Origin of the sequence: Phyllobacterium sp. CCNWLW183 (genome assembly GCF_037203775.1) — a bacterium.
In the GTDB taxonomy this organism is placed as follows: domain Bacteria; phylum Pseudomonadota; class Alphaproteobacteria; order Rhizobiales; family Rhizobiaceae; genus Phyllobacterium; species Phyllobacterium ifriqiyense.
In genome coordinates this window covers 195,620-221,629 of record NZ_JBBCBN010000003.1, presented here as the reverse complement: position 1 = coordinate 221,629, position 26,010 = coordinate 195,620, and the positions used below count along the sequence as shown (strand labels likewise).

The following is a 26,010-nucleotide window of genomic DNA, read 5'->3' as shown; positions in this document are numbered from 1 at the left end:
AATGACAATCAAGCAGGATCTCCGTCACTTTACGGATCTTTCGGCGCTTTCATCAGGCGATCTTAGGCTTATTCTTGACGATGCGCGCGCGCGCAAGACGCGCTTGAAATCCGGCAATATTGAAAAGCCATTCGCCGGTAAGGTGTTGGCGATGATTTTCGACAAGCCATCGACCCGTACGCGCGTGTCTTTCGATGTTGGCATGCGTCAGCTCGGTGGTGAAACACTTATGCTGACCGGCTCGGAAATGCAGCTGGGGCGTAGCGAAACCATTGCCGACACCGCCAAGGTTTTGTCGCGTTATGTCGATATTATCATGATGCGTACGACAACCCATGAACGGCTCATCGAGATGGCGGAAAATGCCACTGTGCCGGTTATCAATGCGTTGACCGATGATACACACCCCTGTCAGATCATGGCTGATATCATGACGTTTGAAGAGCATCGCGGCCCCGTCAAGGGCAAGACGTTTGCCTGGACAGGCGATGGCAACAATGTTCTGCATTCATTGGTCGAAGCGGCAGCGCGATTTGACTTCAATCTGAATATTGCAACGCCCGACGGCAGTGAGCCGGAGCGGAAATATCTCGATTGGGCGCGTAATGCCGGGGGCAAGATCAAGCTTACCACCGATCCTGTTGCTGCTGTTGAAGGTGTGGATTGTATTGTCACCGATACCTGGGTTTCCATGGGGCAGGAAAACCGCGCCCGTGGTCACAATGTATTCATGCCCTATCAGGTCAATGATGCGTTGATGAAGCATGCAAACCCTGATGCATTGTTCATGCATTGTCTGCCCGCGCACCGGGGCGAGGAAGTTACGGATTCTGTTATTGACGGACCGCACTCGGTGGTTTTCGATGAGGCTGAAAACCGGTTGCATGCGCAAAAGGCCATTCTCGCATGGTGTCTTGAAGGAGGGCGCCCTGGTGTCTGAATCATCAAGCTTTCCCGATGAATATGTATTTGCAGGCGATGACGCTGTAGTCCCGTTTCAGGTTCAGGGTCTGGATGCCCGCGGTCGAGCGGTCCAGCTTGGGCCTGCGCTGCATGATATATTGAGCCGCCACGATTATCCTGAGCCTGTTGCGCAACTCCTGGCTGAGGCGATTGTTCTGACTGTCCTGCTCGGCACTTCATTGAAATTTGAAGGCAAGTTCATTTTTCAATCGCAGTCAGACGGTCCCGTCGACATGCTGGTTGTTGATTTCCGCACCCCGAATTCTGTGCGTGCCTATGCACGCTATGATGAAGAACGTCTTGCTGATGCGATTGAAGCGGACGAGCTTTCCCAGGTCGAACTCATGGGCAGCGGCACGCTGGCATTGACCGTGGATCAGGGTGAGTATTCGCAGCGATATCAGGGCATTGTCGCGCTTGACGGTTCCAATCTTGAAGAAATCGCGAAAACCTACTTTCGTCAGTCGGAGCAGATTCCTACCGATTTGCGGTTGTCGGTCGCCAAGTTGATCGAGCGCGGAGAAGATGGCAAGCCTGTTGAGCAATGGCGTGCTGGCGGCTTGATTGTCCAATTCCTTCCCGAGTCTGAGTTGCGCATGCGGCAGCGTGATCTGCCTGCTGGCGATGCTCCGAATGGCGATTCTGAAGATGATGCCGAACTCTTCGAGGATGATGATTGGGCGGAAGTAAAGGCGCTGGTTTCCACGATCGAAAGCTCAGAGCTTACTGATCCGCAGGTGGGCGCGGAGCGATTGCTCTATCGCCTTTTCCACGAACGGGGCGTCCGGGTTTTCGACGCGGTTCCGGTCAATGATGATTGTTCCTGCTCTCGCGAGAAGATTGCCGGGGTTCTTTCAGGTTTCACCGCTGAAGAAATCAATGACAGTATCGAGGAAGGCAAAATCAGCGTTACCTGCGAATTTTGCTCGACACAATATGATTTCGATCCAGCAGAATTTCTGCCAAAAAACTAGGAATTCGCATTATGACAATCAGGGATAGTAACGGCGCCGAACTGACCGACGGCGATTCTGTAACCTTGATCAAGGATCTCAAAGTTAAGGGTACGTCGGAAACAATCAAGCGGGGAACCTTGGTCAAGAATATCCGCTTGAATGGCCGCGACGGTGAAATTGAGTGCAATACGAAGCAGGTAAAAGGGCTCGTGTTAAAGACAGAGTTCGTCAAGAAGGCCTGACCTGTGAGAGCCTAGGCTCGAAACTCGGCCGTCATTTCATGTGCGATCGTTACCACAATCAACAGGACGATAAAGGCGCTGACGATCAGCCACAGCGGCCATGGCCGGGTTGACTTCTTGGCCAGCAGGCCAACGATCAATCCGGGCACGGCAACGAGTGCCACGAGCTGGCTGGCGGCTTCTGCATTTGTGGTAAAGCTTGGAAGCCGAAATCCGAAAAAAAGCGCGGCAAGTCCAACCAACAAGGCGATGGCGGAGCAGCTAAGCGCCTTGATGTAAGGGGATTGGGTTCGGTTGGTTTCCTGCATTATTTCTTCCATAATCAGTTTAATGTCCGCAATTGATCGGGAAGATCAAGCGAAAATGCTGGAATCTCTATGTTGAAACGATCGCCGCCATTGGTTTGCATGACATAGTGTCCGACCATGACGCCCGAAGCGGTTTTGAGCGGACAACCAGATGAATACTGAAAACTGTCTCCTGGATTGAGTACGGGCTGTTCACCAATAACGCCAGCGCCGCTTACTTCTTCCACGCGGCCATGGGCATCGGTTATTTTCCAGTAACGGGAGCGCAATTGAACCGTACGCTCAGATTCATTGGCGATGGTTATACGATAGCCCCACACATAATGGTTAGCGGCCGGGTCGGATTGCTCCTCCAGATAAAACGGTTCGACACTAACCTCTATGTCGCACGTGGTGGCTTTATACATTCCTGCTCTCATCGCGTGAGCCTTCTCCATCTCATCCGGAAAGCATTACGCGCAATTGAAGTATCCGCGATCAGTACAATCATCGTGACGTATGTATTTGATATCACGGCTCAAAGCCGTGACGTCAACCTTCTCAATCTAAATCATTTGTGATCGCAGCTTGGGAGCTTCAAATGAGACAAACCGCGCCGGTTTCATTCCCGGCGCGACAGCTACCCGATCAAAGAGTAGCCTTCAATGCAATGTCGAGATCTTCGATCAGGTCGTCAGCATCTTCCAGCCCGACAGACAAGCGCAATAATCCGTCGGAAATTCCGAGCTCAGCCCGCGCTTCATCGGTAAGGTTCTTATGGGTTGTCGTCGTCGGATGCGTAACGAGGCTTTTTGAATCGCCCAGATTGTTGGAAATCAGGACAATCTCAAGAGCATTCTCAAATTTGAATGCTGCCTTTTTGCCGCCCTTTACTTCAAAGGCAAGCAAAGTGGAGCCGCCCTTCATCTGCCGGGAAATAATATCGGCTTGCGGATGGTCCGCACGCCCCGGATAGATGACTTTCGAGATCGCGGAATGGGTGGAAAGGAAGTCTGCGATTTTCGCAGCACTTTCCGTTTGCTGCCGAACACGAACGGATAGTGTTTCCAGACCCTTGAGCATCACCCATGAATTGAATGGGCTCAGGCCCGGACCAGTATGGCGGAAATATTCATGCAGGTTTTCGTCGATCCATGCCTTGTCCGAAAGGATCATGCCGCCGAGGCAACGGCCTTGTCCATCAATATGCTTGGTCGTTGAATAAACGACGATATGCGCGCCAAGTTCTAGCGGCTTCTGAAAGAGCGGTGTGGCAAACACATTGTCGACGATAAGTTTTGCGCCAACTGAATTGGCGACGTCTGCCACCGCGCTGATATCAATGACTTCTAGCGTCGGATTTGTCGGGCTCTCCAGGAACAGGACCTTTGTATTCGGCCGAATGGCATTTTGCCAATTCTCAATTTTGGAACCGTCGATCAAGGTGAAGTCCACGCCATAGCGCGGCAACAATGTCTCGATGATATACCGACACGAGCCGAACATGGCGCGGGCGGCCAACACGTGATCACCGGCCTTGACCTGACAGATAATGGCCGCTGCGACCGCTGCCATGCCCGATGCAGTGGCGCGTGCATCTTCGGCACCCTCGAGGGCGCACATGCGCTTTTCAAACATGTCTGTCGTAGGGTTGGCATAGCGCGAATAAATGAAACCGGGTTCTTCGCCCTTGAAGCGCGCTTCCGCCGCCTCTGCATTGGGATAGACAAACCCTTGCGTCAGAAACAGGGATTCGGATGTCTCGCCAAAACCGGAGCGAAGCGTTCCGGCATGAACGAGCTGAGTGGCAGGGCGGAGCGTGCGGGCAATGTTCCCGATTTTTGTATCTTCTGGCATCGTCTTCTCAATCTGCCTGATCAGGCAATAAAAAACCGGCCTTGCGTGTCTCGCAAAAAGGCCGGAACGATACCGGGCCTCTTTTAGCAAATTATTTTACGTGGCTGCAAGCCGGCCGGCCAAATCACCACGGGATAAAACTGCTTTAATCCTCTCTGGCGCTTGCGTCAACGGGGTGAAACGCTAAAGCTTTCCTCATGTTTTACGGGGTTGAACGGCTAACATGAGCAGACACCAAGCGGGCATTCTTGCCGATAACGGTATCAGGGCATTGTATCAGGCGGGGTCGCTAAAGACTGCGCGTGATTTTGACAGCGATCAAATTCAACCGGCGAGCCTGGATTTGCGGCTTGGAACCAAAGCCTATCGGGTGCGCGCCAGTTTCATGCCGGGGCCTGGAACGGCTGTCTTGTCGAAGCTGGAGCGTCTAAAGCTGCACGAGATCGACCTGAGCGAGGGCGCTGTTCTTGAAACGGGCTGTGTCTATATCGTCCCGCTTCTGGAAAGCCTCGATCTTCCGCCGGACATTTCTGCTTCAGCCAATCCGAAAAGCTCAACTGGCAGGCTCGACATTTTCACACGTGTCATAGTCGACGGTGCGCAGGAATTCGACAAGGTGCCCGCAGGGTACGAGGGGCCACTTTATCTGGAAGTCAGCCCGCGCACATTCCCTATCGTTGCAAGAGCAGGCTCTAGGCTGTCACAGATACGTTTTCGTACAGGCAGGGCGCAATTGGAAGAAGTTGAGCTGACAGCGCTCCATGCCAATGAAATATTGGTGGCTTCGGAGACGCCGAATATATCGGGCGGAGGTATAGCGCTTTCTATCGATCTGACAGGCGATGCAAACGGGCTGGTCGGTTATCGCGGCAAGCATCATACGGGCGTGGTCGATGTCGACAAGCGCGGCGCTCACGATCTGTTCGATTTTTGGGAACCAATCCATGATCGCGGTGCGCGTGAGCTCGTGCTCGATCCAGACGAGTTCTATATTCTAGTTTCCCGGGAGGCAGTGCATGTCCCCCCCCTCTATGCGGCTGAAATGACGCCCTTTGATCCTCTGGTTGGTGAGTTCCGTGTTCACTATGCAGGGTTCTTCGATCCGGGCTTTGGACATACCGCTGCCGGAGGCACAGGAAGCCGTGCTGTGCTGGAAGTGCGCAGCCATGAGGTGCCGTTCATTCTTGAACATGGGCAGATCGTTGGAAGACTGATCTACGAGCATATGCTGGAACGCCCAGCCGCGCTTTACGGCACCGACCTCGGTTCAAACTATCAGGCTCAAGGCTTGAAACTCTCCAAGCATTTCAAATAGACTTACGGTGCTAAAGCCCGGCTTGACAAAGCCGGGCTCAACCGATCCTGATAAGGTAATGCGGGTGTAGCTCAATGGTAGAGCAGCAGCTTCCCAAGCTGAATACGAGGGTTCGATTCCCTTCACCCGCTCCAGATTGAAACCTTCAAGCCTGATAGCTCCGCCTTGATTGCAGTCTGCAAAGGCCATAAGAGTTATCGCGATGAAGAGCGAGCCCCGGAGTTAAAATGTCAGAACGCACAAACCGTTTCTTGGGAGATACGCCGGGAAGGGTATTGCTGAAACTGATAATTGTTTCGCTGGTTGTTGGCGTCGTCATGAGCGCCTTCAATTGGTCACCGATGGATATTGTTTACGGGGTCGAAAACTTCGTCCGGCGTATCTGGAATCTCGGATTCGGGGCGATTGAAGGTTTTGCATCCTACTTGCTGCTTGGAGCAGCGGTTGTTGTTCCATGTTTCATCATCCTGCGGATTTTGAATTACCGCCGGTAAAACAAAAATTACTTGCACAGCAGCTTTAACGTGAAGCAGCCATAATTGGGCGCTACCCGCATGCGCTCGATATTCAAGGGTTGCTCATGCCAAACACCAGTTTTCAAATTTCCCGCCGCCACTTTATCGGTCTGGCTGCCGTTGGAACCTTGCTCCCGCTGGCCGCCTGTCAGACCATCGGGCCTGCCGGAAACAGCATGGGCGCTTCGGCTTCTGCGAGCGCAAACATCAATAATATTCGTAACGGCAATGGACTTTCTGGTTTGGAGAGCGATGCCATTCTGGAGCGAGCAGCCGGACAACAGGCAGCCTATATGGCGAAGGCCGGGCGCATGGTTCACACCACGGGCTGGGGAAAGAGTTTCGAAGCACGGGTCAAGACCAACGAAATTCATGGTGCCGCTGCAGAGAATATTGCAATGGGGCGCATGGACATCGACCGGCTTTTCGCGATGTGGATGGCGTCCCCGCCGCATCGTCGCAATATGCTGGATGCTCGTTTCAAACGCTATGGCTTGGCCTATGCCGAGGCAAAGGGTGGTAGCGGAGAGCGATACTGGGCGCTGGTTCTTGCAAGCTAAGGTAGTTGTCGCAATTACTCTGGCAAGGTTTGATGCGCGGTGGCATAGAGAAACAGCAGCTGATTCCGGTTGCAATGCCGGTGCCATAGATGATGATCGATACGCCACCTGTTCTCAGTTCAAAAACTATTCGTCCCTTTGAGGTAACGAATCGCCTCATGTTGGCCATTACCATTCCAGTAATGCTGGCATCGCTGACAACGCCATTGCTGGGGCTCGTCGATACTGCCGTGGTTGGTCAGCTTGGTGATCCGCATTTGCTGGGTGGTCTTGCCATTGGGGCGTTGGTCTTCGATTTTCTGTTTTCGACCATGAACTTCCTGCGCGCCGGGACGACCGGGCTGGTTGCGCAAGCCATGGGGCGGCACGACAATATTGAGCAACAGGCGGTCTTCTGGCGCGCTATCGGCATCGCGGTTGTTGCGGGACTGGTCTTTATAGCGGCAACGCCACTTATCCTCAGTGCTACGATCAGTTTCATGAATCCGGGTAAGGCAATCGCCGATGCCATATCGACATATGTATCGATCCGGTTGCTTTCCTCGCCCATGGCGCTTGGCAATTTTGTGGTACTCGGCCTTCTTTTGGGGCAAGGCAAGGCGATGCAGGGTCTTTATCTTCAATTCCTGCTGAACGGCATCAATGTCGTCATGACGATCTGGCTCGGACTTGTTATGGGATGGGGCGTCGTGGGTATTGCATGGGGCACAGTGCTTGGCGAAACCGCCGCGCTTCTTGTCGGGCTCGCCCTCGTTTACAGGCAGTTTCGTTCTGTACCCAATCCATCCCGCGCGCGCATTCTGGATATGCACGAAATACGCAGGATGTTTACCGTCAATCGCGATATCATGTTGCGTTCGTTCTTCTTATTGATCGCCTATACCTATTTCACGCGCGCAGGGACGGAAGCAGGCGCTGTAACGCTTGCAACCAATGCTGTCCTGATGAATTTCCTGCTGATCTCGGGCAATTTGATCGATGGCGTTACCACTGCCGCAGAACAGATTGCCGGGCGAGCCGTGGGTGCGCATTATCGCCCGGCATTTGACCGTGGTATCAGGCTGTCATTTTTGTGGGGGATGGTGCTTGCATCCCTCATGGCGCTGTTTTTTCTGATCTATGGCAATGCCATTGTCGCGGTGCTGATCAAATCACCGGAAGTGCAGGCTCTTGCCGCGATCTATTTGCCCTGGGCGGCCCTATCGCCGGTCGTCGGCCTGTTGGCGTTCCATATGGACGGCGTATTTATCGGCGCAACCTGGTCACGCGATATGCGCAACATGATGGTTCTGTCATTGCTGGGCTATTTTGTGGCCTATTTCATATTGCCGAAATATTTGGGCAATCACGGGCTATGGCTTGCCTTGTACCTGTTTCTCGGACTGCGTGGAATATCGCTCTTATACATCTTGCCCAGCAGAGCACGCGTACAGTTTGCCGATTAGTCTGGGGTGCTTCTTGATGCCCAATCATTGACATCGCGATCGCGCAATTCTGCAATATTGGAGATAGCTTCCCTGCGCATGATCGCCGAAATTTCCTTGATGATCTGGCCGGCAAGACCCGGCCCTTGGTAGATCATACTGGTATAAAGTTGCACAAGATCAGCTCCTGCGCGAACTTTGCTGATCGCCGCTGCGGCGCTGTCTATACCGCCTACGCCTATGATGGGAAGGCGTACGCCGACCCGCTGACGCATTTTGGCGAGTATGATCGTTGAACGCTCAAAAACAGGACGGCCTGAGAGGCCACCGGATTGGGCAGCGTTTCCGGTATTCTTCAAGCCGGGTCGAGCCAATGTAGTATTGGAAACGATAAGCCCATCGAGCGGATGCAAGGCAATTTCCGCCGCGATGTCATCAAGGCTGGCATCGGGCAAATCCGGTGCAATCTTGAGAAAAACCGGTCGTTTGGCTCCAGAGCGCGCAGCGAGATCGTCACGCGTTTCCAGAACTTTGCCAAGCAACTCTTTCAGGCTGTCTCGAGTTTGCAAATCCCGCAAGCCGGGCGTGTTTGGTGATGAAATATTGACGGTGAAATAGCTTGCAAGATTATGGAACTTGCGAATTCCCGCCACATAATCGGCGATCCGATCAGAGGAATCTTTATTCGCGCCAATGTTGACGCCGACAATACCGCCGCGCCCGCGTCGCTCACTCAGACGTTTAAATGCAGCATCGTGCCCGCCATTGTTGAAACCAAGGCGATTGATCACTGCCTCGTCCTCGACAAGACGGAAAATACGTGGCTTTGGGTTGCCCGCCTGGGGCAGCGGCGTCAACGTGCCGACTTCAGCAAATCCAAATCCGAGCTTGAGCAAGGCATCGGGAATTTCAGCGTTCTTGTCATAGCCAGCCGCCATGCCAAGCGGGTTGGGAAAGTCGAGGCCCGCTACGTTGACACGCAATGCCGGGTCGCTGATCGGGGCACAGGTTGGGACAAGGCCAGTCTTGAGCGCCTTGATCGAAAGGCCGTGAGCGTCTTCCGGATCGAATTTGAAGAGCAGATTGCGACCGATTGATTGAAACAGGCCGCTCATGCCGTTAGCTCCGGAAATATGTGTTTGCCATCACTGCCGAGAGGCAGCGGCTTTACCCATTCAACAGCATCGAGCGGCAATAGTGCATAAAGATGGGGGAAGAGGGCGCCGCCCCGCGATACTTCGAATTTGAGCGCCTGACCAAGTCTGTCGGCACGTACAGCGACCAGAAGCAGATTATCTTGTCCGGCAAAATGCTTGTCAGCCGTTTCCCGAACCTGCTCTGCTGTCGAAAAATGGATATAGCCATCGGCATGGTCGATAGGCGCGCCATCGAATACACCCTTACTTTCGGCCACCTGCCAAAGCGCACGCGGTGTCAGCTTATAAATCATTTGTGTCATTACAGGTTTACTAGACGCAAAACCGCCATGCGCAAAGCGTAGACTGCACTCGATAACAGAAATATCGGTCGTTTTCGGATTTTTGGCGTATTGTTTGATCATGATGGATCGTCTGCAAAGGCTGGAGGAACTCAATGTCACGCACACTCGTACCATTCGCCTTTCTTGCTGCTGCATCGCTATTTGCAGGATCAGCAACGGCACAAGAAACAACAAGTTACTCGCTGGAGAAAACCGCAGACGGTTATGTCCGGATGAATAATAAAACTGGTGAAATGTCGATCTGTCATGAAAAGCTTGGCCAACTGGTCTGCAAAGTTGCAGCGGAAGAACGCACGCTTTACGAAGAAGACATTGCCGATCTGAAGGCTCGTGTTGCCAAGCTGGAAGATACGGTGGCCGGAATCGGCAAGCTGCCGCCGGTGGTCCGCGATAATCTTCCTTCAGATGAGGATTTTGAAAAAGGCCTGAGCTACATGGAAAAGTTCATGCGGCGCTTCATGGGATTGGCCAAGGAACTCGATGGCGAAAACAAGGATGCGCCGTCAAATCCGGCTGTTCCGCAAAAGACCTGAAATGCCTTGATTTTTGACAGTAAGTTGGCAGTAGGCACTGTGCATTGAATCGCATTTGTTCTTGATTTGTTCTGCAACTTCGTGCACCTTTATCGCTTGGAATTCTTCTCTGGGAGCGATGAAATGTTTGCCGTACCAACATTGATTGGAGAGGTTTCGATCAGGCTTTTTGTGCGACATGGTGATCAGCAGGATGCCCTCGATTTTTATGAGAATGTATTCGGGGCAAAACTGGCGGGTCGTCCTTATTTGCATGACGGTGTTTTGATTGCCGCCGAAATACGCATGGGTGAATCGGTAATTATGATTGTGGGAGCCAACCCGAAACGTGATGCTGATGCCTCGCTGGGTGGTCCTCGCTCTGCCCATGCTATTGGCGCAACACCCGTTATGCTGGATATCCATGTGGATGATGCGGATCGCGTGATGCATCATGCAATCTCGGAAGGTGGAACGGCACGCAACGAAGTGGAGACGCTTGAGAGCGGCGATCGCGCTGGCGTGCTGGTCGACCCGTTCGGCCATATTTGGGTCATCAAGTCACGCCGCAAGCATCTGGCAGCGTGACTGGTCAGAAAAATGGATGCCGGCCTTTTATACTGCCGACATCAGGTGGCAAAGCGTTTCGTCGCCGCCACAAGCTCATGCACTATCCCGGGTTCGCTTACCGCATGTCCCGCATCTTCCACGATACGCAAGTCGGCTTCCGGCCACACCTTCTTTAAATGCCATGCGTTCAGAAGGGGAGTGCACATGTCGTAACGGCCATGCACGATGATCCCTGGAATATCGCGGATCAGATGTGCATTGCGCAGCAAATGATCATCCGTATCGAAAAAGCCCTTGTTCTGGAAGTAATGGCATTCGATACGCGCAAAAGCGATGGCGAAATGGTCGGAGGCGAAGGCATCCGCTCTGGCGGGATCAGGTAGCAAAGAGAGGGCTGAACCTTCCCAGCGCGCCCACAGCTTGGCCGCTGCCAGACGCACAGCTTCATCAGGATCGGTCAGGCGCTTGTAATAGGCCGCGATCATATCGCCGCGCTCTTCTTCAGGAATATGCTCCTGATACGCTTCGAAGCGATCCGGGTATATAATGCTGGCACCGTTTGAATAGAACCAATCAATCTCGAAGCGGCGAATAAGGAATATGCCGCGCAAGATAAGTTCGGTTACTTTTTCAGGATGGGTTTGCGCATAGGCCAGCGCAAGCGTTGATCCCCATGATCCGCCGAATACTTGCCATTTCTCCACGCCAAGATGCGCACGAATACGCTCCATGTCGGCGACCAGATCCCATGTCGTATTCTCATTCAATTCGGCATAGGGCGTTGATTTTCCGCAACCACGCTGATCAAACAGAATAATACGATAAAGTTCCGGGTCGTGCAGCCGACGCATGGTGGGGTTTATCCCACCACCCGGACCGCCGTGAATCATGATGACAGGTTTGCCATCAGGATTACCGCACTCTTCCACGTGGATTGTGTGCAATTCGGAAACTTCCAACATTTCTTCCGAATAAGGCTGCGCCTCAGGGTAGAGAGTATGTGTGATCATCCAGTTCTACTTTCAAACTTTTCCCCACAAGCGATAATCGCTTGGGAATAAGATTTTAACAAGGCATTTCATTTCTCTGACCCTAATAGGTTTGAGTAGGGCGCAGTAAAATTGCGACCTGTAAAAATCTAGTTGATATATCAGATGAATTGGATTTAGTCGTTTGAATTAGATATTTCGCATTAATAACTGCAGTTATTTTCAATACCAAGGGATCGTTTGGACTATGAAATATACAATTGTCATTGTGGATGACCATCCCTTGTTTAGAGGCGCTTTAAAATTAGCGCTTTCCTCTTCAAACGAACATGTAGAAATTATTGAAGTTGGCGATCTTGATGGTGCCAAGCGTCTTATTGAGTCATCGGCCGAGATTGATCTTGTATTACTGGATCTCTCATTGAACGGCATTGGTGGGATGACCGGTCTTATCACCTTGCGGGCGCTGCAGCCACTTGTTCCGATAGCTATAGTATCAGCCACGGATGATCCGGTAACCATACGGGCTGCGCTCGGACTGGGCGCTTCCGGATTCATTTCCAAATCCTCCACACCAGATGTCATTAATGCAGCCGTGCAAACCATTCTTGACGGGGGTATCTGGTCCCCATTGGATGGAAGCGAAGAAGGTGAATTGGACGCCGATTTAGCCGATCTGATCCGGTGTATCCGCAAGTTGACGCCGCAGCAGGCGCGCGTGCTCGATATGATGGCGGATGGAATGCTGAACAAGCAGATCGCCCATGACCTGAATGTGTCAGAAGCCACAATCAAGGCCCACGTTTCTGCGGTGCTTTACAAACTGGGCGTGGAAAGTCGCACCCAAGCCGTTATCAGGCTGGCCCGGTTCAGGGACGAAATGCAACCGGTGGAACTGCCACAGGGCTAGAGTAAAATTTGGCCTAACCTTCGAGAATCACTCGGCTGCGATACTTTGCCGGAAATGTGAGAGCAGCGCGCGCAATATGGCTGGCCGCACTGGCTTGTTGATCAGCGATACACCCAATGCGGCTGTCCGGCGCTGGACGTCTTCAGATCTGTCGGCTGTAATCAACGCCGCATCAATATCACTGCCATAATAGTCCCTTGCCGATTGAATGACGTCGAGTCCGTTCTCGTCCTCGAGATTATAGTCAGCCAGAATAGCATCAGGCGGGGACTTGTTTTTAGAACAATACTCCAGGACTGCTTTGCCCGTTCGAAATGCCACTATGCTGCAACCCCAGGCATTCAACAGTTCTTGCAGACCAGCCAGCGAATCCGCATTATCGTCAATGCAGACTATGCGCATTCCTGTCAGCGAACTCGCTGGACGCAATGTGGACGCGGTTTCACTGGAGGATAAGGCAAGTTTATCGGAAAGCGGCATCGTGACTGAAAATATCGAGCCCTTGCCGACAACCGACTGTACGTTGATACCCAAGTCAAGGATTTTGCCAATCCGTTCCACGATAGACAGACCAAGGCCAAGTCCGTCAGATTCTTTCATGCCTTCTGATAACCGGGCAAACTCATGGAAAATATAATCGAGTTTTGACTGGGCAATACCTATGCCTGTGTCACAGACACTCAGCTGTGCAGATTGGCCGCGTTTACGCATGCCCACCAATATTTTGCCGCTTCGGCTGTATTTAATCGCATTGGAAATCAGGTTTTGGATCAGACGTCGCAGCAAGTTGCGATCCGTCGTTACGATAGCAGAGGTTTGCACGAGGCGAAGATCCAGCCCTTTTTCACGCGCTGCGGGAGCAAAATCCCTGACTATCTGCTGCAGGAGCGGATCAAGGCGAAAGACAGACATGACCGGTTTCAATGCGCCTGTATCCAGCCGGGAAATATCGAGGAGTGCACTGATAATGGACTCGACAGCTTCAAGCGATGAGTCAACATTTTGTACAAGCTCTCGCTCACGCAAATCGCCCAAGCGTTCGATCAATGCCGATGAGTAAAGGCGCGCGGCATTTAACGGTTGAAGAATATCGTGGCCGGCATCTGCCAGGAAACGGGTTTTCTCGATATTGGCCTCTTCCGCACGCTTTTGGGCCTTCGCCAATTGCTGATTGGCCAATGTCAGTTCGCTTGTGCGATCGCGCACGCGCTGTTCGAGAGACTCGTTTATTTGCCGCAGCAATTCATCAGCATTGATGGTGTCACTGATATCAGTGAAGGTAGCAACCAATCCGCCGTCAGGCATGGCGTTGGAGCGAATTTCGATGGTTTTTCCGCTCATTCGAAGCTTCACGCGCAGGGGTTCTTTGGCATTGATGAATGCGTCCATATTGAGCGGCTGTTGCGCGTTCAAACTATCCCCATTGCGAAATAATGCGGTCAGAATCCGGTCGAGCGGTGTCCCCATCCGCTGTTGTTCACTGAGCAAATCCAAAGTGAGTTGAAACTGCAAATTCCAGCAGCTCAAGCGATATTGACTGTCGAAGACGCCAATTCCCTGATCCATCTGGTCCAAAGCGGTCTGGAGAAGCTGGCGGTTCTGCGAGAAGGCATCGGTAGCGTGATCCAGCAGAATTTGCGCCTGCCGTTGCGCTGTGCTGGCCGGTCCCATCGCCAGCGACAAGATCAGTCGGGCTGATGGTGGCCCAACGATGCCGGACAAAAACTGTTCGGCAAAATGTATGGTGTTAAAGTCCGCCGGTTCATCATCGCCCAGCGTGATGTTCGACTGTTTGTAGAAATTGTTGAAAGCAAATTCCGTCTGCGCGCTGCCAATATATTTTGCCAGCGTAGCCTTCAATTGCCTGACCGTGAGGTTCGATTCCACACTATTGAGTGGTTTTTTTGAATGAACCTTATCTGCAATGAATATCGATGCCTGGATGCGTTCGCTTGGAGTAGCGGTTCTGGAAACCGATCCGATGATGAAGAGCGCAACATTCACCACCAGCGTCCAGAAGAGACTATTGACCAGTTCGGATGTCTCGAAGCCAAACAAGGCCTGTGGTCGTAGCGTTACAATGCCGAATGGGCCATTGGTGAGAAGACTGGAATCCATCGGCACGAGACTTGGCAGGGCCATTGTGTAGAACCAGATGGAAATGCCTCCGAATATGCCAAGAAAAACGCCGCGCGCATTGGCACGGCTCCACAGCATTCCGCCCAAAAAGGCAGGAGCAAGCTGGATCATGGCCGTGGCGGAGATAAGTATCAGTGATGCAAAGCTCACATGCACCGAAAGGACGAATTGATAGCCGAATGCGGCCAGAAGAATCGCGAAAACAACGACGCGGCGGAGCCCAAGAATGATTTTTGAATAATCCTTGGCTGCATTTGTGCCCACCGATGTCCGTTTCAGAAAAAGCGGCAAAAGCAGGTCATTTGAAATCATGACGGACAATAATATCGATGGAAACAGCATCATCGTCGCGGCTGCTGCCAACCCGCCCGCAACCCCGATTATTGCCAGCCAGAATTGTCCTGCGGCCACGGGCAGTGCCAGGAAATAGAAGTCGACGGAAGCATTGGCCGGAAGAACGATCGAGCCAACAGTCGCTATGAGAAAGATGAAAACTCCGAGGACCAGCATGGTTGCCGAAATGAACCAGCGGGCCGTGCGCAGCTCGCTATCATTCCTGTTTTGAACGATGATGAGATGAAATTGACTGGGGAGAAGAAATACCGAAGACACTCCGAATATAACAAGACTGATGAAGTCCCCAACGGAAAATTCATGCTTGAGAGCGGTTATGTGGCTTGGATTGGTCGAAATCATAGCAAGAATTTCTGACGGCGAGCCGAAGAGCCAAGTGGCAGTGGCTATTCCAATGGATAAAATCGCCGCATATTTGATCACAGTGTCCAAGGCCAAGCTATGAACGATTCCATTGTAGCGCTCTGCTGAAGGATTGGACCGGCCGCTGTAAAAGACAATGAACACGGCGATCAGTGCGATAAACAAAAATGGAACGACAAGGTGGTCGGTGTGGTCATGGCCGGTTTGCGGCGTATAAGCGCCTGCCAGCACGTCGAAGAGGTAGTGAATCGAACTCATCAACAGGGCGAAATAGGGGATTAAACCCACGGTCGTGATGGACGTTACGACGGCGGCCACCAGGAAGCTTTTACCGTATCGCGCACCAATCATGTCGGAAATCGAAGTGATACCTTCTGCCCGCGCCAACTGTCGCAATTTGAGCAGGAAGGGGAAGCCGACAGTAAAGATCAGTAGAATTCCCACATACAGACCAACAAATTCTATGCCATGCAGTACAGCGTAGCCCGTCGACCCGTAATAGAGCCAACTACTGCCACTCGCGGCAATTGCGAGTGAATATAGCAATGGGCGTGATCGGTTTATTGTGGCTTCGCTCTGATGATCCGTAATGTAGATCGTACAGAATTGTATCGAGAAGTAGAGAATCGCGACGATTATCGCGGTCCAGCTTGCCATTCGCTATGTCCCCGTATTGGGCCGAAAACGTTGAGTGATTTACGCTGAAGCAAGCGAGTCAGCCGGCAAATCAGCTGTAGAAACATTCAACCGGTCTATTAATTAATACGCAAATTCTGGTAGTGTGGCGCTTGGAATAAAGACTATCTGGGGCGGATGATTCGCTTTATCACACAATACTGGAGAGTGGTATATCATGCTAAAGGAATTCAAAGAATTTGCCTTGAAAGGTAACATGGTTGATCTTGCAATCGGTGTGATCATCGGTGGCGCTTTTGGCAAGCTGGTAGAATCCATCGTAGCTGATCTGTTGATGCCAATTATCGGCCTCTTGACCGGCGGTATTGATTTTACAAATCTCTACATCCAATTGTCGGGTGCTCCGGCCCCAACCCTTGCAGCTGCGCGCGAAGCCGGTGCAACCATTGCTTACGGCAATTTCATCACTCTCCTTATCAACTTCCTGATCATTGCCTGGGTGTTGTTCATGGTGGTTAAAGCCATGAACAGATTCAAGAAAAAGGAAGTGGCGGCCGATCCCACTCCAGCCAGAGAAGAAGTTCTACTTACGGAAATTCGCGATCTGCTTGCGAAGAAATAAGTTTTCCCCAAACCCCAGCCGGCAAGCTGGGGTTTTTCTTTTGTCATCTTCTGTCAGCAGCACATCATTTCGGCTGATGGAAACATCACAAATATCCGCGTGATAAAAGACCTGCGTTGCGTTAGGCCTTCTGCTCAATGGGTCTCTACGGAATGATCCTTGGGGACCTGCAAAATATTGAGTGGGAAGCGCCATGAGTTTAATTCAACATCTCCGGCACGAAGCGGCAGTGGCACCGGAAAGCGGCATCGTCGCGGTTATGAACCACGGCAGAAAGCAGGAGGGAGTTATTCCTCTCTGGGCCGGTGAGGGCGATCTTCCAACCCCGGAATTCATTCGGGCCGCAGCGGGCGAAGGTCTTGACAATGGCGAAACATTTTACACCTGGCAGCGCGGCATTCCCGAGTTGAGGCAGGCTCTATCCAACTATTATAAGCGTCATTTCTCTGTCGATCTTCCTGTCGAGCATTTCTATGTGACAGGCTCAGGCATGCAGTCCATTCAACTCGCCGTACAAGCCACCGCCGGGACGGGCGATGAAGTCATTTATCTTTCTCCCGCATGGCCAAATTTTGCTGCCGCCGCCGCCATTGGCGGAGCAACGCCCGTTGCGGTGACGCAGGATTTTACCGGCAATGGCTGGACCTTCGATCCGCAAAAGATTCGCGATGCAATCACGCCAAAAACCAAAGCTTTGTTTATCAACACGCCATCCAACCCATCCGGCTGGACTGCGGATGTGGAGACATTGCAGGAGATACTGGCAATAGCACGCCAACACGGCCTATGGATAATTGCCGATGAGATTTATGCGCATTTTTATTATGGCGCGCGCAGGGCTCCGTCATTCCTTGATGTCATGGATCCGGAAGATCGCATCATCTTCGTCAATAGTTTTTCGAAGAACTGGGCCATGACTGGATGGCGGGTGGGGTGGCTCGTTGCCCACCCTTCGCTCGGCCAGACCATTGAAAACCTGATTCAGTATTCCACGTCAGGTGTTGCGCAATTCATGCAGCGTGGGGCCGTAGTCGCGCTGAATCAGGGTGATGATTTCATCCGTTCGCAGGTAGAACGCGCCCACAAGGCTCGCGATATCCTGTGTGCCCGCCTGGCTGCCACGGGACGTGTGCACCTATCGCCACCTGCCGGCGCATTCTATCTCATGTTCGGAATTGAAGGCATCAGTGATTCTTATCGGGCTGCCTTCGATATTGTCGACCAGGCGAAGGTTGGCCTCGCGCCCGGAACAGCTTTTGGCGATGGAGGAGGGGCCTTTTTGAGGCTTTGCTTCGCCCGTAGGCTCGATGAGATTGAGACCGCTGCCGATCGACTGGCCGAATGGATCAGGTCCCGGTAGCGGACGGCCTTATCAGCCGCCTGCCTTGGATACGGCCAGCGTTACCACCCGGTCACTGGCTTCCACAGGTGTCGCTTCTCCGGTGGAGAATGGAATGCCGAGCGCGGTCCAGACTTCCACGAGGGCATCCTTCAGCTCAACAATCAGCTCATTGCTGTGGAACGGTGTTGGCGTAATGCGCAGCCGTTCGGTGCCGCGAGGAACTGTCGGATAGTTGATCGGCTGGATATAGATGCCATGCTTTTCAAGCAGGCGATCACTGGCCTTCTTGCACAACTCCGGATCGCCCACGTGAACCGGCACAATATGGGTTTCTGAGGGCATGACCGGAAGATTGGCCTGTGCAAGAACATGTTTGGTCAATTGCGCCTGTTGCTGGTGCAATCGGCGCTCTTCCTGAGACACCTTCAGGTGCCGGATGGATTCTGTCGCGGCAGCGGCGATCACCGGCGGCAAGGCCGTTGTGAAGATAAAGCCCGGTGCATAGGAACGAACTGCATCGATGACACTTTTGGGCCCGGTTATATAGCCGCCCAAGGTGCCGAATGCCTTTGCCAGCGTTCCCTCAATAATGTCGATTCGATGCGAAAGGCCTTCGCGATCGGTGATTCCACCGCCCCGCTCGCCATACATGCCGACCGCATGAACCTCATCAATATAGGTCATGGCATTGTATTTTTCGGCAAGATCGGCAATGGCAGCAATGGGGGCGATATCGCCATCCATCGAATAGACAGATTCGAATACAATCAGCTTGGCGCGTTCGCGTCCGGCAGCCTTCAGGAGTTCTTCCAGATGCGCCAGATCATTGTGACGGAAAATGCGCTTCTCTGCACCCGAACGCTTGACGCCCTCGATCATGGAAGCGTGGTTCAACTCATCGGAAAAAATCAGGCAGTTGGGCAGAAGCCGGGCAATGGTTGAAATCGAAGCTTCGTTGGAAACAAAGCCCGACGTGAAAACAAGCCCGGCCTCCTTGTCGTGAAGATCGGCAAGTTCAGCTTCAAGCTCGACAAGCGGGTGATTGTTGCCTGAAATATTGCGGGTGCCGCCAGCGCCCGAACCCATGCGGCTCGACGCGTCATGCATCGCTGCAATAACCTTAGGATGCTGGCCCATGCCGAGATAATCATTGGAGCACCAGACAGTAATCTCGCGCGTGTCCTCCACCGAGCGCCAGAGCGCGCGCGGGAACTTTCCCACAATCCGTTCCAGATTGGCGAAGACTCTATAGCGCTTTTCAGCATGCAGCTGGTCAATAGCGTCTTCGAAAAAACGACGATAGTCCATGAAGTGCTCCTGTATACTTCATTTACTACCGTTTTTGCCCGCCAAAATCCACGACTGCGGGGTGGGCAATTTGCCACGCTTCGCATAATGCGCGATGGACAGTGGAAACCTTATGGAAATGCTGACCTATCAGCAGCCTGCGCTTGATAATTACGCAGGACAATGCCGGGGGGCATCCCCCCGGCGATTGCTATTACGTCAGAAACGCACGGCGATATCGGCGTTGACACCATTGGCATGGCCCGATTGCGAGAATTGGCCTGTATAAGTTACACCCAGTGTCGTCCGTTGGCTGACATTAAAGTCCATTCCTGCCTCGATGAAGGCGGCATCGCGCGCCGTGGGCAGCCCTTCAACCGTGAAGGGAGATGCTCCTGCAAACGACAATCTTTGTTGCGGTGTCAGGTCACCGAAGCCATGATTCCAGCCTATCGTACCGCGCAACATGGTTGAAATATCGCCACTAAAGACCATTTGGTAGGAAGCGCGCAGACCGAGTGTCGAGCTTGTACTGTCCGTTCTGTTTGCGAGCGCCGCAAGCTGACTGACCGCACCACTTTCCTCAAATGCCTCAGTTTTGACCGAAGCATGCCTGATACCGGCAAATGGTTCGACCACAAGCCCCTGCGCAGGTTTGAACTCATAGCCGAGTTCGCCGAAAACCTGAACCGAGTTCGCGCCATAATCCGCATGGTGGTTGCCGTTAATATTACCGAAATGCACTTCGCGCTCGGTTTCGATCTCGTGATGAGCTAGATTGACGCCGAGGCGCAAGCCAAGCGCATCCCAGTTTGCCCCGCCATAGACGCCCATCTGGTAGCTGTCGATGCTGGCTTGTCCATAGCCGGTGTTGACGGAACTGCTGCCATAGCCTCCCAGCAGACCGGCACGCCACTGTGCACCGAGAAAATCATCCTCGATGATACCGTCAAAGCCGGTGACCAGACCGCCCGTCTTGCTGCTGACGCCGCTTGCATTGCCATTGCCATCAAGCCGCGCCCAGGAGCCGTAGCCCTGTCCCCAAAGCTGCGTTGTCGCTTCTGGTTCGGTGAGGGCGAAAGCTTCAGGGATTTTCGTCCGGTCCGGTCCGTAGGCAAGAGGTGCCACGCTGACAGACTGCGCCGACTGCCCCTTGGTAGCAATGCCGTCAAATGCACTGCGGATACGGCTTGCGGCAGCATCGCCTATCATCTGATTGTTCTGCACAAGGGTATTGCTCAAGGAGGCATGAACCTCACCGGTCAACGTGTCATAATCCAGAGGCCTGTCCTTTGTGGAGAACAGAACAGTATTGAAAAGCGGGCTTTTTGTGCCAAAGGACTTGAACCCGCCCCAGACGCTGCGGTGGTTACTGGAACTCGCGTAAATGGGGTCCTCCAGCGCCAGCATCCTGTTCAAAACCGATTTGGTCGGATCAAAAAGGACATTGACGTTTTTCGCATCCTGAATGAGAGACGGGCTAATAAAGTTGAACTGTGGAGAAACCGCTTCAAATTGGCCCTCTACTCCACCATTCGCATGTAAAATCTCATATTGTTTGAGAAATAGCTGATCGACCTGCTCCGAGGTGAGTAACTCGGGGTGACTAAGCATGCGGAGCTGAACATGGCCGCCGCGCAACATGGCCTTGCCACCTATGTCGATTCGATCGGCAGAGGATAGATCATCAGCAATCTCAATATCGAGCAGAGCCCCTTTTTCCATGATTGCGTCACGGGCGATGCGAAGATCACCTATACGATCCCTCGTTCCAGGAGCAATCTTGGAGCCCGTTTCCGCATGAAGCGAACCGACGCTCCCATTTCCGTCTATGAACGTATTACCTTGGGCGGTAACGTCCGAAATCAGTGAACCGGTAACACTCAATCCGCCATGCGAAATTGTTGTTGGACCGGTATAGGTGCTGTTACCCGTTAAAATGGTCACGCCCGTTCCCAATTGCACCACAGTGCCTTCGCCGCTGATCGAGCCGGCAAAAGTATAACTATTAGATCGGTTGAAACCGAGCTCGGCTCCTTTGGATACCGCAACATCCCCGACGATAGAGCCGCTCAGTCCGCCATTTCCAAGCTGAAGCTTTCCTCCCTCGATGAAGGTTCCGCCCGTATAATTATTGGCATCGGTCAGCGTGAGGGTCGCATCATTCAATTTGTATAGAGCATTGTTGCCGTTCAGCTGATCGCCGAAGGTGAGGTCGTTTGTCGGAAAGAAATAGTGGCGCCTCGTGTCGTAAAAGCCTTCAGGTGATGAGAAGTAGGATCCGGCAAGGTCAGGGTGCTGCCAATGGGTGGCGAAATAATTCGCGATATATCCATGCGCACGCGTGGTCGCATGAACGCCGTCCCAGAAGAGATAGCCAGTTTCCAATGGCGTTGGATTTAGCCGACAGGTTTCATCGTCAATGCATTTATCGGTTGTATTTGAGAAGCCGAAGGCGCTCGGGTACCGCGTAACAACACCCATAAGCTTCAGCATGTCAGGCTTATAGATCGTCACCTCGCCGGAGTGCTTTGCCTCGAAATTGGCTGCAACCGATGCGATCGTATCGTTTATTACCTTTGTCAGGGCGCGAGCTGTATCACCATTGTTTTTGAACTCGGGAGTCAGGGAGGCATCCGGCACATTTGGCAGCAGGAAAATGCGCCCATTGGCAGAATAGAGCGTCTCCAGCCCTTGCTCCAGATTGTCTTTCACTTCCTTCACCAAGGGGGCAGGATTTGCACCAGACGCGAGGAGCTTGCTCAGCGCAAACAAATCATTGCCGCCGAACCAGCTGACAATAAGCGTATCCTTTTCGATGTGAGCGTAATCCAATTCTTCCAGCTGATCGAGTAAGCCGGGGATGAGCAGTGTTGAAATAAGGTCATCACCCTTACGCCCCACGCGCGCGCCCCCGACGGCATAATTCATCGACGAGCTGTCAGAAGCAGGCTGCGCTGGATATTCCCAAAGGTGTCCCGTAGCCTGTGCAACGGTGCTCAGGAGGTATTTAAGTCCAACATCATTTTGTTGGTAAACAGCCTCAATGAGCGCTCTTGATATAAGCTTGTCGACATTGTCGGGATAGCTTGTTGCTTGGACCTGATCACCCGCAAGATACTGGTTCCAGACCGGGCCGTTGCTAAACCTGCCAAACGGCATATTAGCGCCATACTCTGCCATGTCTTTGATTTTGTTCTCAACGTCTTTCAGGGTAGCAACAATCGCTTTCTTGGTCTCAGAAGACAGAGACTTGCCGAGCGTAGCTAAAGTTTGCCTGGGAACAGAGTATGGAGGCTCGGAAAATGCACGAAGAGCATTAGAATACTCATGTGATTTCCACCAGTCGAAATCTGGAGTGTCCGCAGGAGGAGACTCAATCAAACCAGAAATATCTCTGAGCGTCTGCGTTATTTTTTGCTGGTTTTGCCTAATGAGGTCCAGTGGTGGTTTGAGCGCCCCTATATCCGAAAGGCTGTCGCCAAATGTAACCATTCGCTTAAAGGGAAAGGGCTTGCTTACAAATTCTTCTGCCTTGGCCTGCGTAATGCACAAAGCCGCCGCAACAATTGCCAGAGTGCTTACCCTGTTGAACTTCCGTAAAATGCTCAATTTAAATCCTCCCAGTATAAAAAATACGCAATGAAACTCGAGCTGTGCGCAGACACGCGGACGGCATGTCAGTATGAAGCAAGAATCGCAGATGATTTCTTTGGCTGGATAACACTCCGGCCTAAATCAATTGTTCTTTAGTATATATCGGTGACAACGTCAGAAATTTTCAACTGATCGCATTATAAGCTTAGAATAATACAAAAAAATATTTTTGTAGAAACGCGATTCATAATAAATCATCCCAAATTTATATGAAGTAATATCCTTCATATAAACGTTATTTGGCAAATGACGTCAAGCTACTGTAAGTTGCGGATGGTTGATCTTCACTCTAGTTTTTCGGCGAGCATTCAGCAGCAAGGTTCGGTTGAAGGAATGGGCCGGTAAGTATCTCAGCAATTGGACGTATAAATGACCGGAAACCGGATAGAAATGCGTTCCGAGGCAGTCACAAGGCTTTTCCGTTGCGCCAGATGCTGCAATATAGGTTGGAGTGAGGACATAAAGGATAGGCGATCGCAATGACTGTACTTGTGACGGGTGGTGCTGGATATATAGGCAGTCACATGGTTTGGGACCTGCTTGAGGCTGGCGAATCTGTCGTCGTCGTTGATGCTCTTTCCACCGGTTTCAAATGGGCGGTGCCGCCTGAGGCAAAGCTGGTCGTCGGGGACATTGCCGATCAGGCACTGATGCGTCAGACCATTGAGCGCAATTATGTCGACGCCATCATCCATTTTGCGGGTTCCGTCGTTGTGCCCGACTCTGTCCGCGACCCGCTCGCCTATTATGAAAACAACACGTCAAAATCCCGCACGCTTATTGACGCCGCAGTTAAGTCTGAGGTCAAGAATTTCATCTTTTCGTCAACCGCCGCTGTATATGGCGATGCTGGTCTGCTGCCGGTAGATGAGGAACATCCCCCCCGTCCGGAATCGCCCTATGGCCTGTCGAAGCTGATGACCGAATGGATGTTACGCGATACCGCCGCAGCCCATAATTTTCACTACACGGCCCTGCGTTATTTCAACGTCGCGGGTGCTGATCCAAAGGGCCGCACGGGCCAGTCAACCCGTGGCGCAACACATTTGATAAAGATCGCCTGTGAAACCGCGCTTGGCAAACGCCGTTTCATGGAAGTCTTTGGCAATAATTATTCCACGCCCGACGGCACCTGCGTAAGAGATTACATACATGTCTCTGACCTGGTTGCAGCGCACCGTCTCGCGCTGGAGCGGTTGCGTTCGGGGGGCAGCAGCATGGTAGCCAATTGCGGCTATGGCCGTGGTTATTCTGTCAAGGAGGTCATTGCCAGTGTTGAGCGCGTACACGGTGCGCCGATCGATGCCCGCCCCACCAGTGCGCGACCGGGCGATGCCGCCTCGGTTGTGGCCGACAGCAGCAAGGCCCGCAATGAGCTGGGCTGGGTGCCGCAGCTGGATGATCTGGACAAGATCGTTGAGTCCGCGCTGAAGTGGGAGGCGGCGCTGCAATTCCGCAATCAACGATAGGTCAGGCGGATTAGCCTATTCCTTTGGCTCTTTTTTGAAGGGCAGCATCAGCCGCAGCGTCAGGAATGTGAACAGTGAAATGATGATCGCGACATCATAGCTTGCCAGCCCAGCCGAAATGCCAATGGCGCCTGTTGCCCATATGCTTGCCGCCGTAGCCGTCCCGCGCACGGAATTCTTCAATTGGAGGATGGCGCCGCCGCCAATGAAACCGACACCGGTAATCAGGCCCTCAACAATGCGGGCCATTGCCTCGGGATTATCAGTGGTCAAATGCTCCGTCCCTTGGATGACACCGCAACTGGCAAGCGCCACCAGCGGGAAAGTCCGCACGCCGGCGCTACGCTCTTCCGCCTCGCGCTCAATGCCAATCGGGACGGCAAGCGCATAGGCTATAAAGAGGGCAATCACGTGCGGAACGACAGGCAAGGAATTGAGATAATGGAACGTCTCGATCAATGAATTTTCCCCTGAAATGATTTGGCGGTTAACGTTTGGCACGACCAGACGTTCCACCAAGCTGTTGAAAACCGGGGAGAGACTTTAGGCTGCGGCGCAGCGACACATTGCGTTAAGACCTTGCAATGTAGGAAAAGGGGAACCTTCGTCGTAGCGAACGGGTTTAAAGGACAAGAAAGTTGGAGTCTAAAACAATGGACGGCAGCAACCGGACCTACGAAAAACAACTCTCTCAAATATTGCGACGACATATATCGCAGTCTTGTTACCGGTCGGCAATTAGAGCTGCCGGAATATATAAAATAGAAGAAACCGTGCCTGAAAGCCTGCTGGATCAATTGAAGCGGCTTGATGATGCAGAACGGAATCGCCAAGGATAGACTATCAATTTTATTGCAGACCAAACAAAAAGCGGGCCGTTAAGCCCGCTTTTGTTTTTCATGCCGCTCAATTCAGGCCGCGAGTGCAAGACCGTTGGTCAGTTCGATGGCCGATGAAACGGCTTTCGCTTCTGCATCCGCACCCATGGCAACGCCTTCGATGCGAATAAATTCCACGTCAGTCATGCCAATGAAACCAAGCGCTGTCTTCAGATAGGGTGTGGCATGGTCAAATGATGCGCCCGGACCATTGGAGTAAACGCCGCCGGAGGCGAGAACGACATAAACCTTTTTGCCGGTTACAAGACCTTTGGGACCCTCTGCACCGTAGCTGAAGGTTTTGCCAGAACGCATAACATGGTCGAGCCACGACTTAAGCGTCGACGAGATGTTGAAATTGATCATGCCGGTTGCCAGAACGATGGTGTCGGCCGCCATAAGCTCATCGACAACCACATCAGAGACACCCACCACCTTTGCTTGTGGGGCTGTACGTGTTTCCTCGGGTGTGTAGATGCCTGCCGCAAAATCGGAATCGATATGGGGAAGGGGAGTGGTGGCGAGGTCACGTGTGACGAGTGTATTGCCAAGCTTTGCCGAAGCCAGCTTTTTTGCAAATTCGGTTGCAACACGGGTTGAGTGAGATGCTTCACCGCGTGGGCTCGAAGTAACGAGAAGAATGGATGACATCGTATTGTCCT

General features: G+C 52.5%; 24 protein-coding genes, 1 tRNA gene and 1 riboswitch. Of the genes, 14 read left to right on the top strand and 11 right to left on the bottom strand.

Annotated elements, in window-relative coordinates; all coding sequences use genetic code 11:
• The first annotated feature begins 1 nt into the window (after position 1).
• From argF to V9K95_RS09195, 3 genes are read left to right on the top strand one after another with little or no spacing between them, the layout of a single operon-like run.
• Entirely contained in the window at positions 2-940 is a 939-nt protein-coding gene (argF, locus tag V9K95_RS09205; protein WP_115051319.1) for an ornithine carbamoyltransferase, read from the top strand.
• Positions 885-1,937: an Hsp33 family molecular chaperone gene (locus V9K95_RS09200; RefSeq protein WP_307282664.1), complete on the top strand. Its 1,053-nt coding sequence runs from the start codon at positions 885-887 to the stop codon at positions 1,935-1,937. Before argF ends, V9K95_RS09200 begins: the two co-directional genes overlap by 56 nt.
• A gap of 11 nt (positions 1,938-1,948) precedes the next feature.
• Entirely contained in the window at positions 1,949-2,161 is a 213-nt protein-coding gene (locus V9K95_RS09195) for an alkylphosphonate utilization protein (protein ID WP_115051318.1), read from the top strand.
• Between the two features lie 11 nt (positions 2,162-2,172).
• Here the strand turns inward: V9K95_RS09195 and V9K95_RS09190 are convergent, their stop codons facing one another.
• The 3 genes from V9K95_RS09190 to V9K95_RS09180 all read right to left on the bottom strand — a co-directional run bounded on the left by V9K95_RS09190 (position 2,173) and on the right by V9K95_RS09180 (position 4,305).
• Positions 2,173-2,469, bottom strand: coding sequence for a hypothetical protein (locus V9K95_RS09190; protein ID WP_336440621.1), 297 nt, complete (start codon positions 2,467-2,469; stop codon positions 2,173-2,175).
• A gap of 14 nt (positions 2,470-2,483) precedes the next feature.
• Positions 2,484-2,876, bottom strand: a complete 393-nt coding sequence (apaG, locus tag V9K95_RS09185) for a Co2+/Mg2+ efflux protein ApaG (protein WP_336440620.1) — start codon at positions 2,874-2,876, stop codon at positions 2,484-2,486.
• A 220-nt stretch (positions 2,877-3,096) separates the two neighbouring features.
• Entirely contained in the window at positions 3,097-4,305 is a 1,209-nt protein-coding gene (locus tag V9K95_RS09180) for an O-succinylhomoserine sulfhydrylase (RefSeq protein WP_115051315.1), read from the bottom strand.
• Positions 4,306-4,366: 61 nt separating this feature from the next.
• Positions 4,367-4,446: riboswitch (SAM riboswitch) on the bottom strand.
• Between the two features lie 82 nt (positions 4,447-4,528).
• On the opposite strand from V9K95_RS09180, the gene V9K95_RS09175 reads away from it, so the two are divergent.
• The 5 genes from V9K95_RS09175 (at position 4,529) to V9K95_RS09155 (ending at position 8,140) form a co-directional block, all read left to right on the top strand.
• Positions 4,529-5,620, top strand: a complete 1,092-nt coding sequence (locus tag V9K95_RS09175; RefSeq protein ID WP_336440619.1) for a 2'-deoxycytidine 5'-triphosphate deaminase — start codon at positions 4,529-4,531, stop codon at positions 5,618-5,620.
• A gap of 60 nt (positions 5,621-5,680) precedes the next feature.
• Positions 5,681-5,754 (top strand) — tRNA-Gly (locus V9K95_RS09170).
• A gap of 93 nt (positions 5,755-5,847) precedes the next feature.
• On the top strand, positions 5,848-6,114 hold the full coding sequence (locus V9K95_RS09165; protein WP_115051313.1) for a DUF6460 domain-containing protein: 267 nt from the start codon (positions 5,848-5,850) through the stop codon (positions 6,112-6,114).
• Between the two features lie 86 nt (positions 6,115-6,200).
• Positions 6,201-6,695 carry a CAP domain-containing protein gene (locus V9K95_RS09160; protein ID WP_115051312.1) on the top strand — a complete coding sequence of 165 codons (495 nt, stop codon included), beginning with the start codon at positions 6,201-6,203 and terminating at the stop codon, positions 6,693-6,695.
• Positions 6,696-6,784: 89 nt separating this feature from the next.
• Positions 6,785-8,140 carry an MATE family efflux transporter gene (locus tag V9K95_RS09155; protein WP_336440618.1) on the top strand — a complete coding sequence of 452 codons (1,356 nt, stop codon included), beginning with the start codon at positions 6,785-6,787 and terminating at the stop codon, positions 8,138-8,140.
• Here the strand turns inward: V9K95_RS09155 and V9K95_RS09150 are convergent.
• Together V9K95_RS09150 and V9K95_RS09145 are read right to left on the bottom strand one after the other, a co-directional pair.
• Positions 8,137-9,234 (bottom strand): quinone-dependent dihydroorotate dehydrogenase, encoded by a 1,098-nt coding sequence (locus V9K95_RS09150; protein ID WP_336440617.1) that lies wholly within the window; start codon positions 9,232-9,234, stop codon positions 8,137-8,139. The two genes, V9K95_RS09155 and V9K95_RS09150, sit on opposite strands and share 4 nt — an antisense overlap.
• Positions 9,231-9,578 carry a DUF952 domain-containing protein gene (locus tag V9K95_RS09145; RefSeq protein ID WP_115051599.1) on the bottom strand — a complete coding sequence of 116 codons (348 nt, stop codon included), beginning with the start codon at positions 9,576-9,578 and terminating at the stop codon, positions 9,231-9,233. The genes V9K95_RS09150 and V9K95_RS09145 overlap by 4 nt, the downstream gene beginning before the upstream one ends.
• Before the next feature lie 134 nt (positions 9,579-9,712).
• Between V9K95_RS09145 and V9K95_RS09140 the strand changes: the two genes are divergently transcribed.
• Together V9K95_RS09140 and V9K95_RS09135 are read left to right on the top strand one after the other, a co-directional pair.
• A complete protein-coding gene (locus V9K95_RS09140; RefSeq protein ID WP_336440616.1) occupies positions 9,713-10,153 on the top strand; it encodes a hypothetical protein in 441 nt (146 codons plus the stop codon).
• A gap of 123 nt (positions 10,154-10,276) precedes the next feature.
• The gene (locus V9K95_RS09135; RefSeq protein ID WP_115051308.1) at positions 10,277-10,720 is read left to right on the top strand and encodes a VOC family protein; all 444 of its coding nucleotides are present in this window, start codon (positions 10,277-10,279) and stop codon (positions 10,718-10,720) included.
• Between the two features lie 41 nt (positions 10,721-10,761).
• On the opposite strand, the gene pip is transcribed toward V9K95_RS09135, so the two are convergent.
• Complete coding sequence (gene pip / locus V9K95_RS09130; protein WP_115051307.1) at positions 10,762-11,712, bottom strand: prolyl aminopeptidase; 951 nt, start codon at positions 11,710-11,712, stop codon at positions 10,762-10,764.
• Between the two features lie 226 nt (positions 11,713-11,938).
• Here pip and V9K95_RS09125 point away from each other — a divergent pair, with 226 nt between their 5' ends.
• On the top strand, positions 11,939-12,601 hold the full coding sequence (locus V9K95_RS09125) for a response regulator (RefSeq protein ID WP_115051306.1): 663 nt from the start codon (positions 11,939-11,941) through the stop codon (positions 12,599-12,601).
• 27 nt (positions 12,602-12,628) lie between these two features.
• Here V9K95_RS09125 and V9K95_RS09120 read toward each other — a convergent pair whose 3' ends face one another.
• The gene (locus V9K95_RS09120; RefSeq protein WP_336440615.1) at positions 12,629-16,114 is read right to left on the bottom strand and encodes a PAS-domain containing protein; all 3,486 of its coding nucleotides are present in this window, start codon (positions 16,112-16,114) and stop codon (positions 12,629-12,631) included.
• Between the two features lie 196 nt (positions 16,115-16,310).
• On the opposite strand from V9K95_RS09120, the gene mscL reads away from it, so the two are divergent.
• Together mscL and V9K95_RS09110 are read left to right on the top strand one after the other, a co-directional pair.
• Complete coding sequence (gene mscL, locus V9K95_RS09115) at positions 16,311-16,715, top strand: large conductance mechanosensitive channel protein MscL (protein WP_336440614.1); 405 nt, start codon at positions 16,311-16,313, stop codon at positions 16,713-16,715.
• Between the two features lie 193 nt (positions 16,716-16,908).
• Positions 16,909-18,075, top strand: coding sequence for a pyridoxal phosphate-dependent aminotransferase (locus V9K95_RS09110; RefSeq protein WP_336440613.1), 1,167 nt, complete (start codon positions 16,909-16,911; stop codon positions 18,073-18,075).
• Positions 18,076-18,087: 12 nt separating this feature from the next.
• On the opposite strand, the gene hemA is transcribed toward V9K95_RS09110, so the two are convergent.
• Both hemA and V9K95_RS09100 read right to left on the bottom strand, forming a co-directional pair.
• Positions 18,088-19,365 (bottom strand): 5-aminolevulinate synthase, encoded by a 1,278-nt coding sequence (hemA, locus tag V9K95_RS09105; protein WP_336440612.1) that lies wholly within the window; start codon positions 19,363-19,365, stop codon positions 18,088-18,090.
• Between the two features lie 198 nt (positions 19,366-19,563).
• Positions 19,564-22,956, bottom strand: a complete 3,393-nt coding sequence (locus tag V9K95_RS09100) for an autotransporter domain-containing protein (RefSeq protein ID WP_336440611.1) — start codon at positions 22,954-22,956, stop codon at positions 19,564-19,566.
• A 524-nt stretch (positions 22,957-23,480) separates the two neighbouring features.
• Between V9K95_RS09100 and galE the strand changes: the two genes are divergently transcribed.
• Entirely contained in the window at positions 23,481-24,470 is a 990-nt protein-coding gene (gene galE, locus V9K95_RS09095; RefSeq protein ID WP_115051300.1) for a UDP-glucose 4-epimerase GalE, read from the top strand.
• A gap of 15 nt (positions 24,471-24,485) precedes the next feature.
• On the opposite strand, the gene V9K95_RS09090 is transcribed toward galE, so the two are convergent.
• Both V9K95_RS09090 and V9K95_RS09085 read right to left on the bottom strand, forming a co-directional pair.
• Positions 24,486-24,929 (bottom strand): MgtC/SapB family protein, encoded by a 444-nt coding sequence (locus V9K95_RS09090; RefSeq protein ID WP_115051299.1) that lies wholly within the window; start codon positions 24,927-24,929, stop codon positions 24,486-24,488.
• Between the two features lie 452 nt (positions 24,930-25,381).
• Positions 25,382-25,999 (bottom strand): FMN-dependent NADH-azoreductase, encoded by a 618-nt coding sequence (locus V9K95_RS09085; protein WP_307282719.1) that lies wholly within the window; start codon positions 25,997-25,999, stop codon positions 25,382-25,384.
• Between the last annotated feature and the right edge of the window lie 11 nt (positions 26,000-26,010).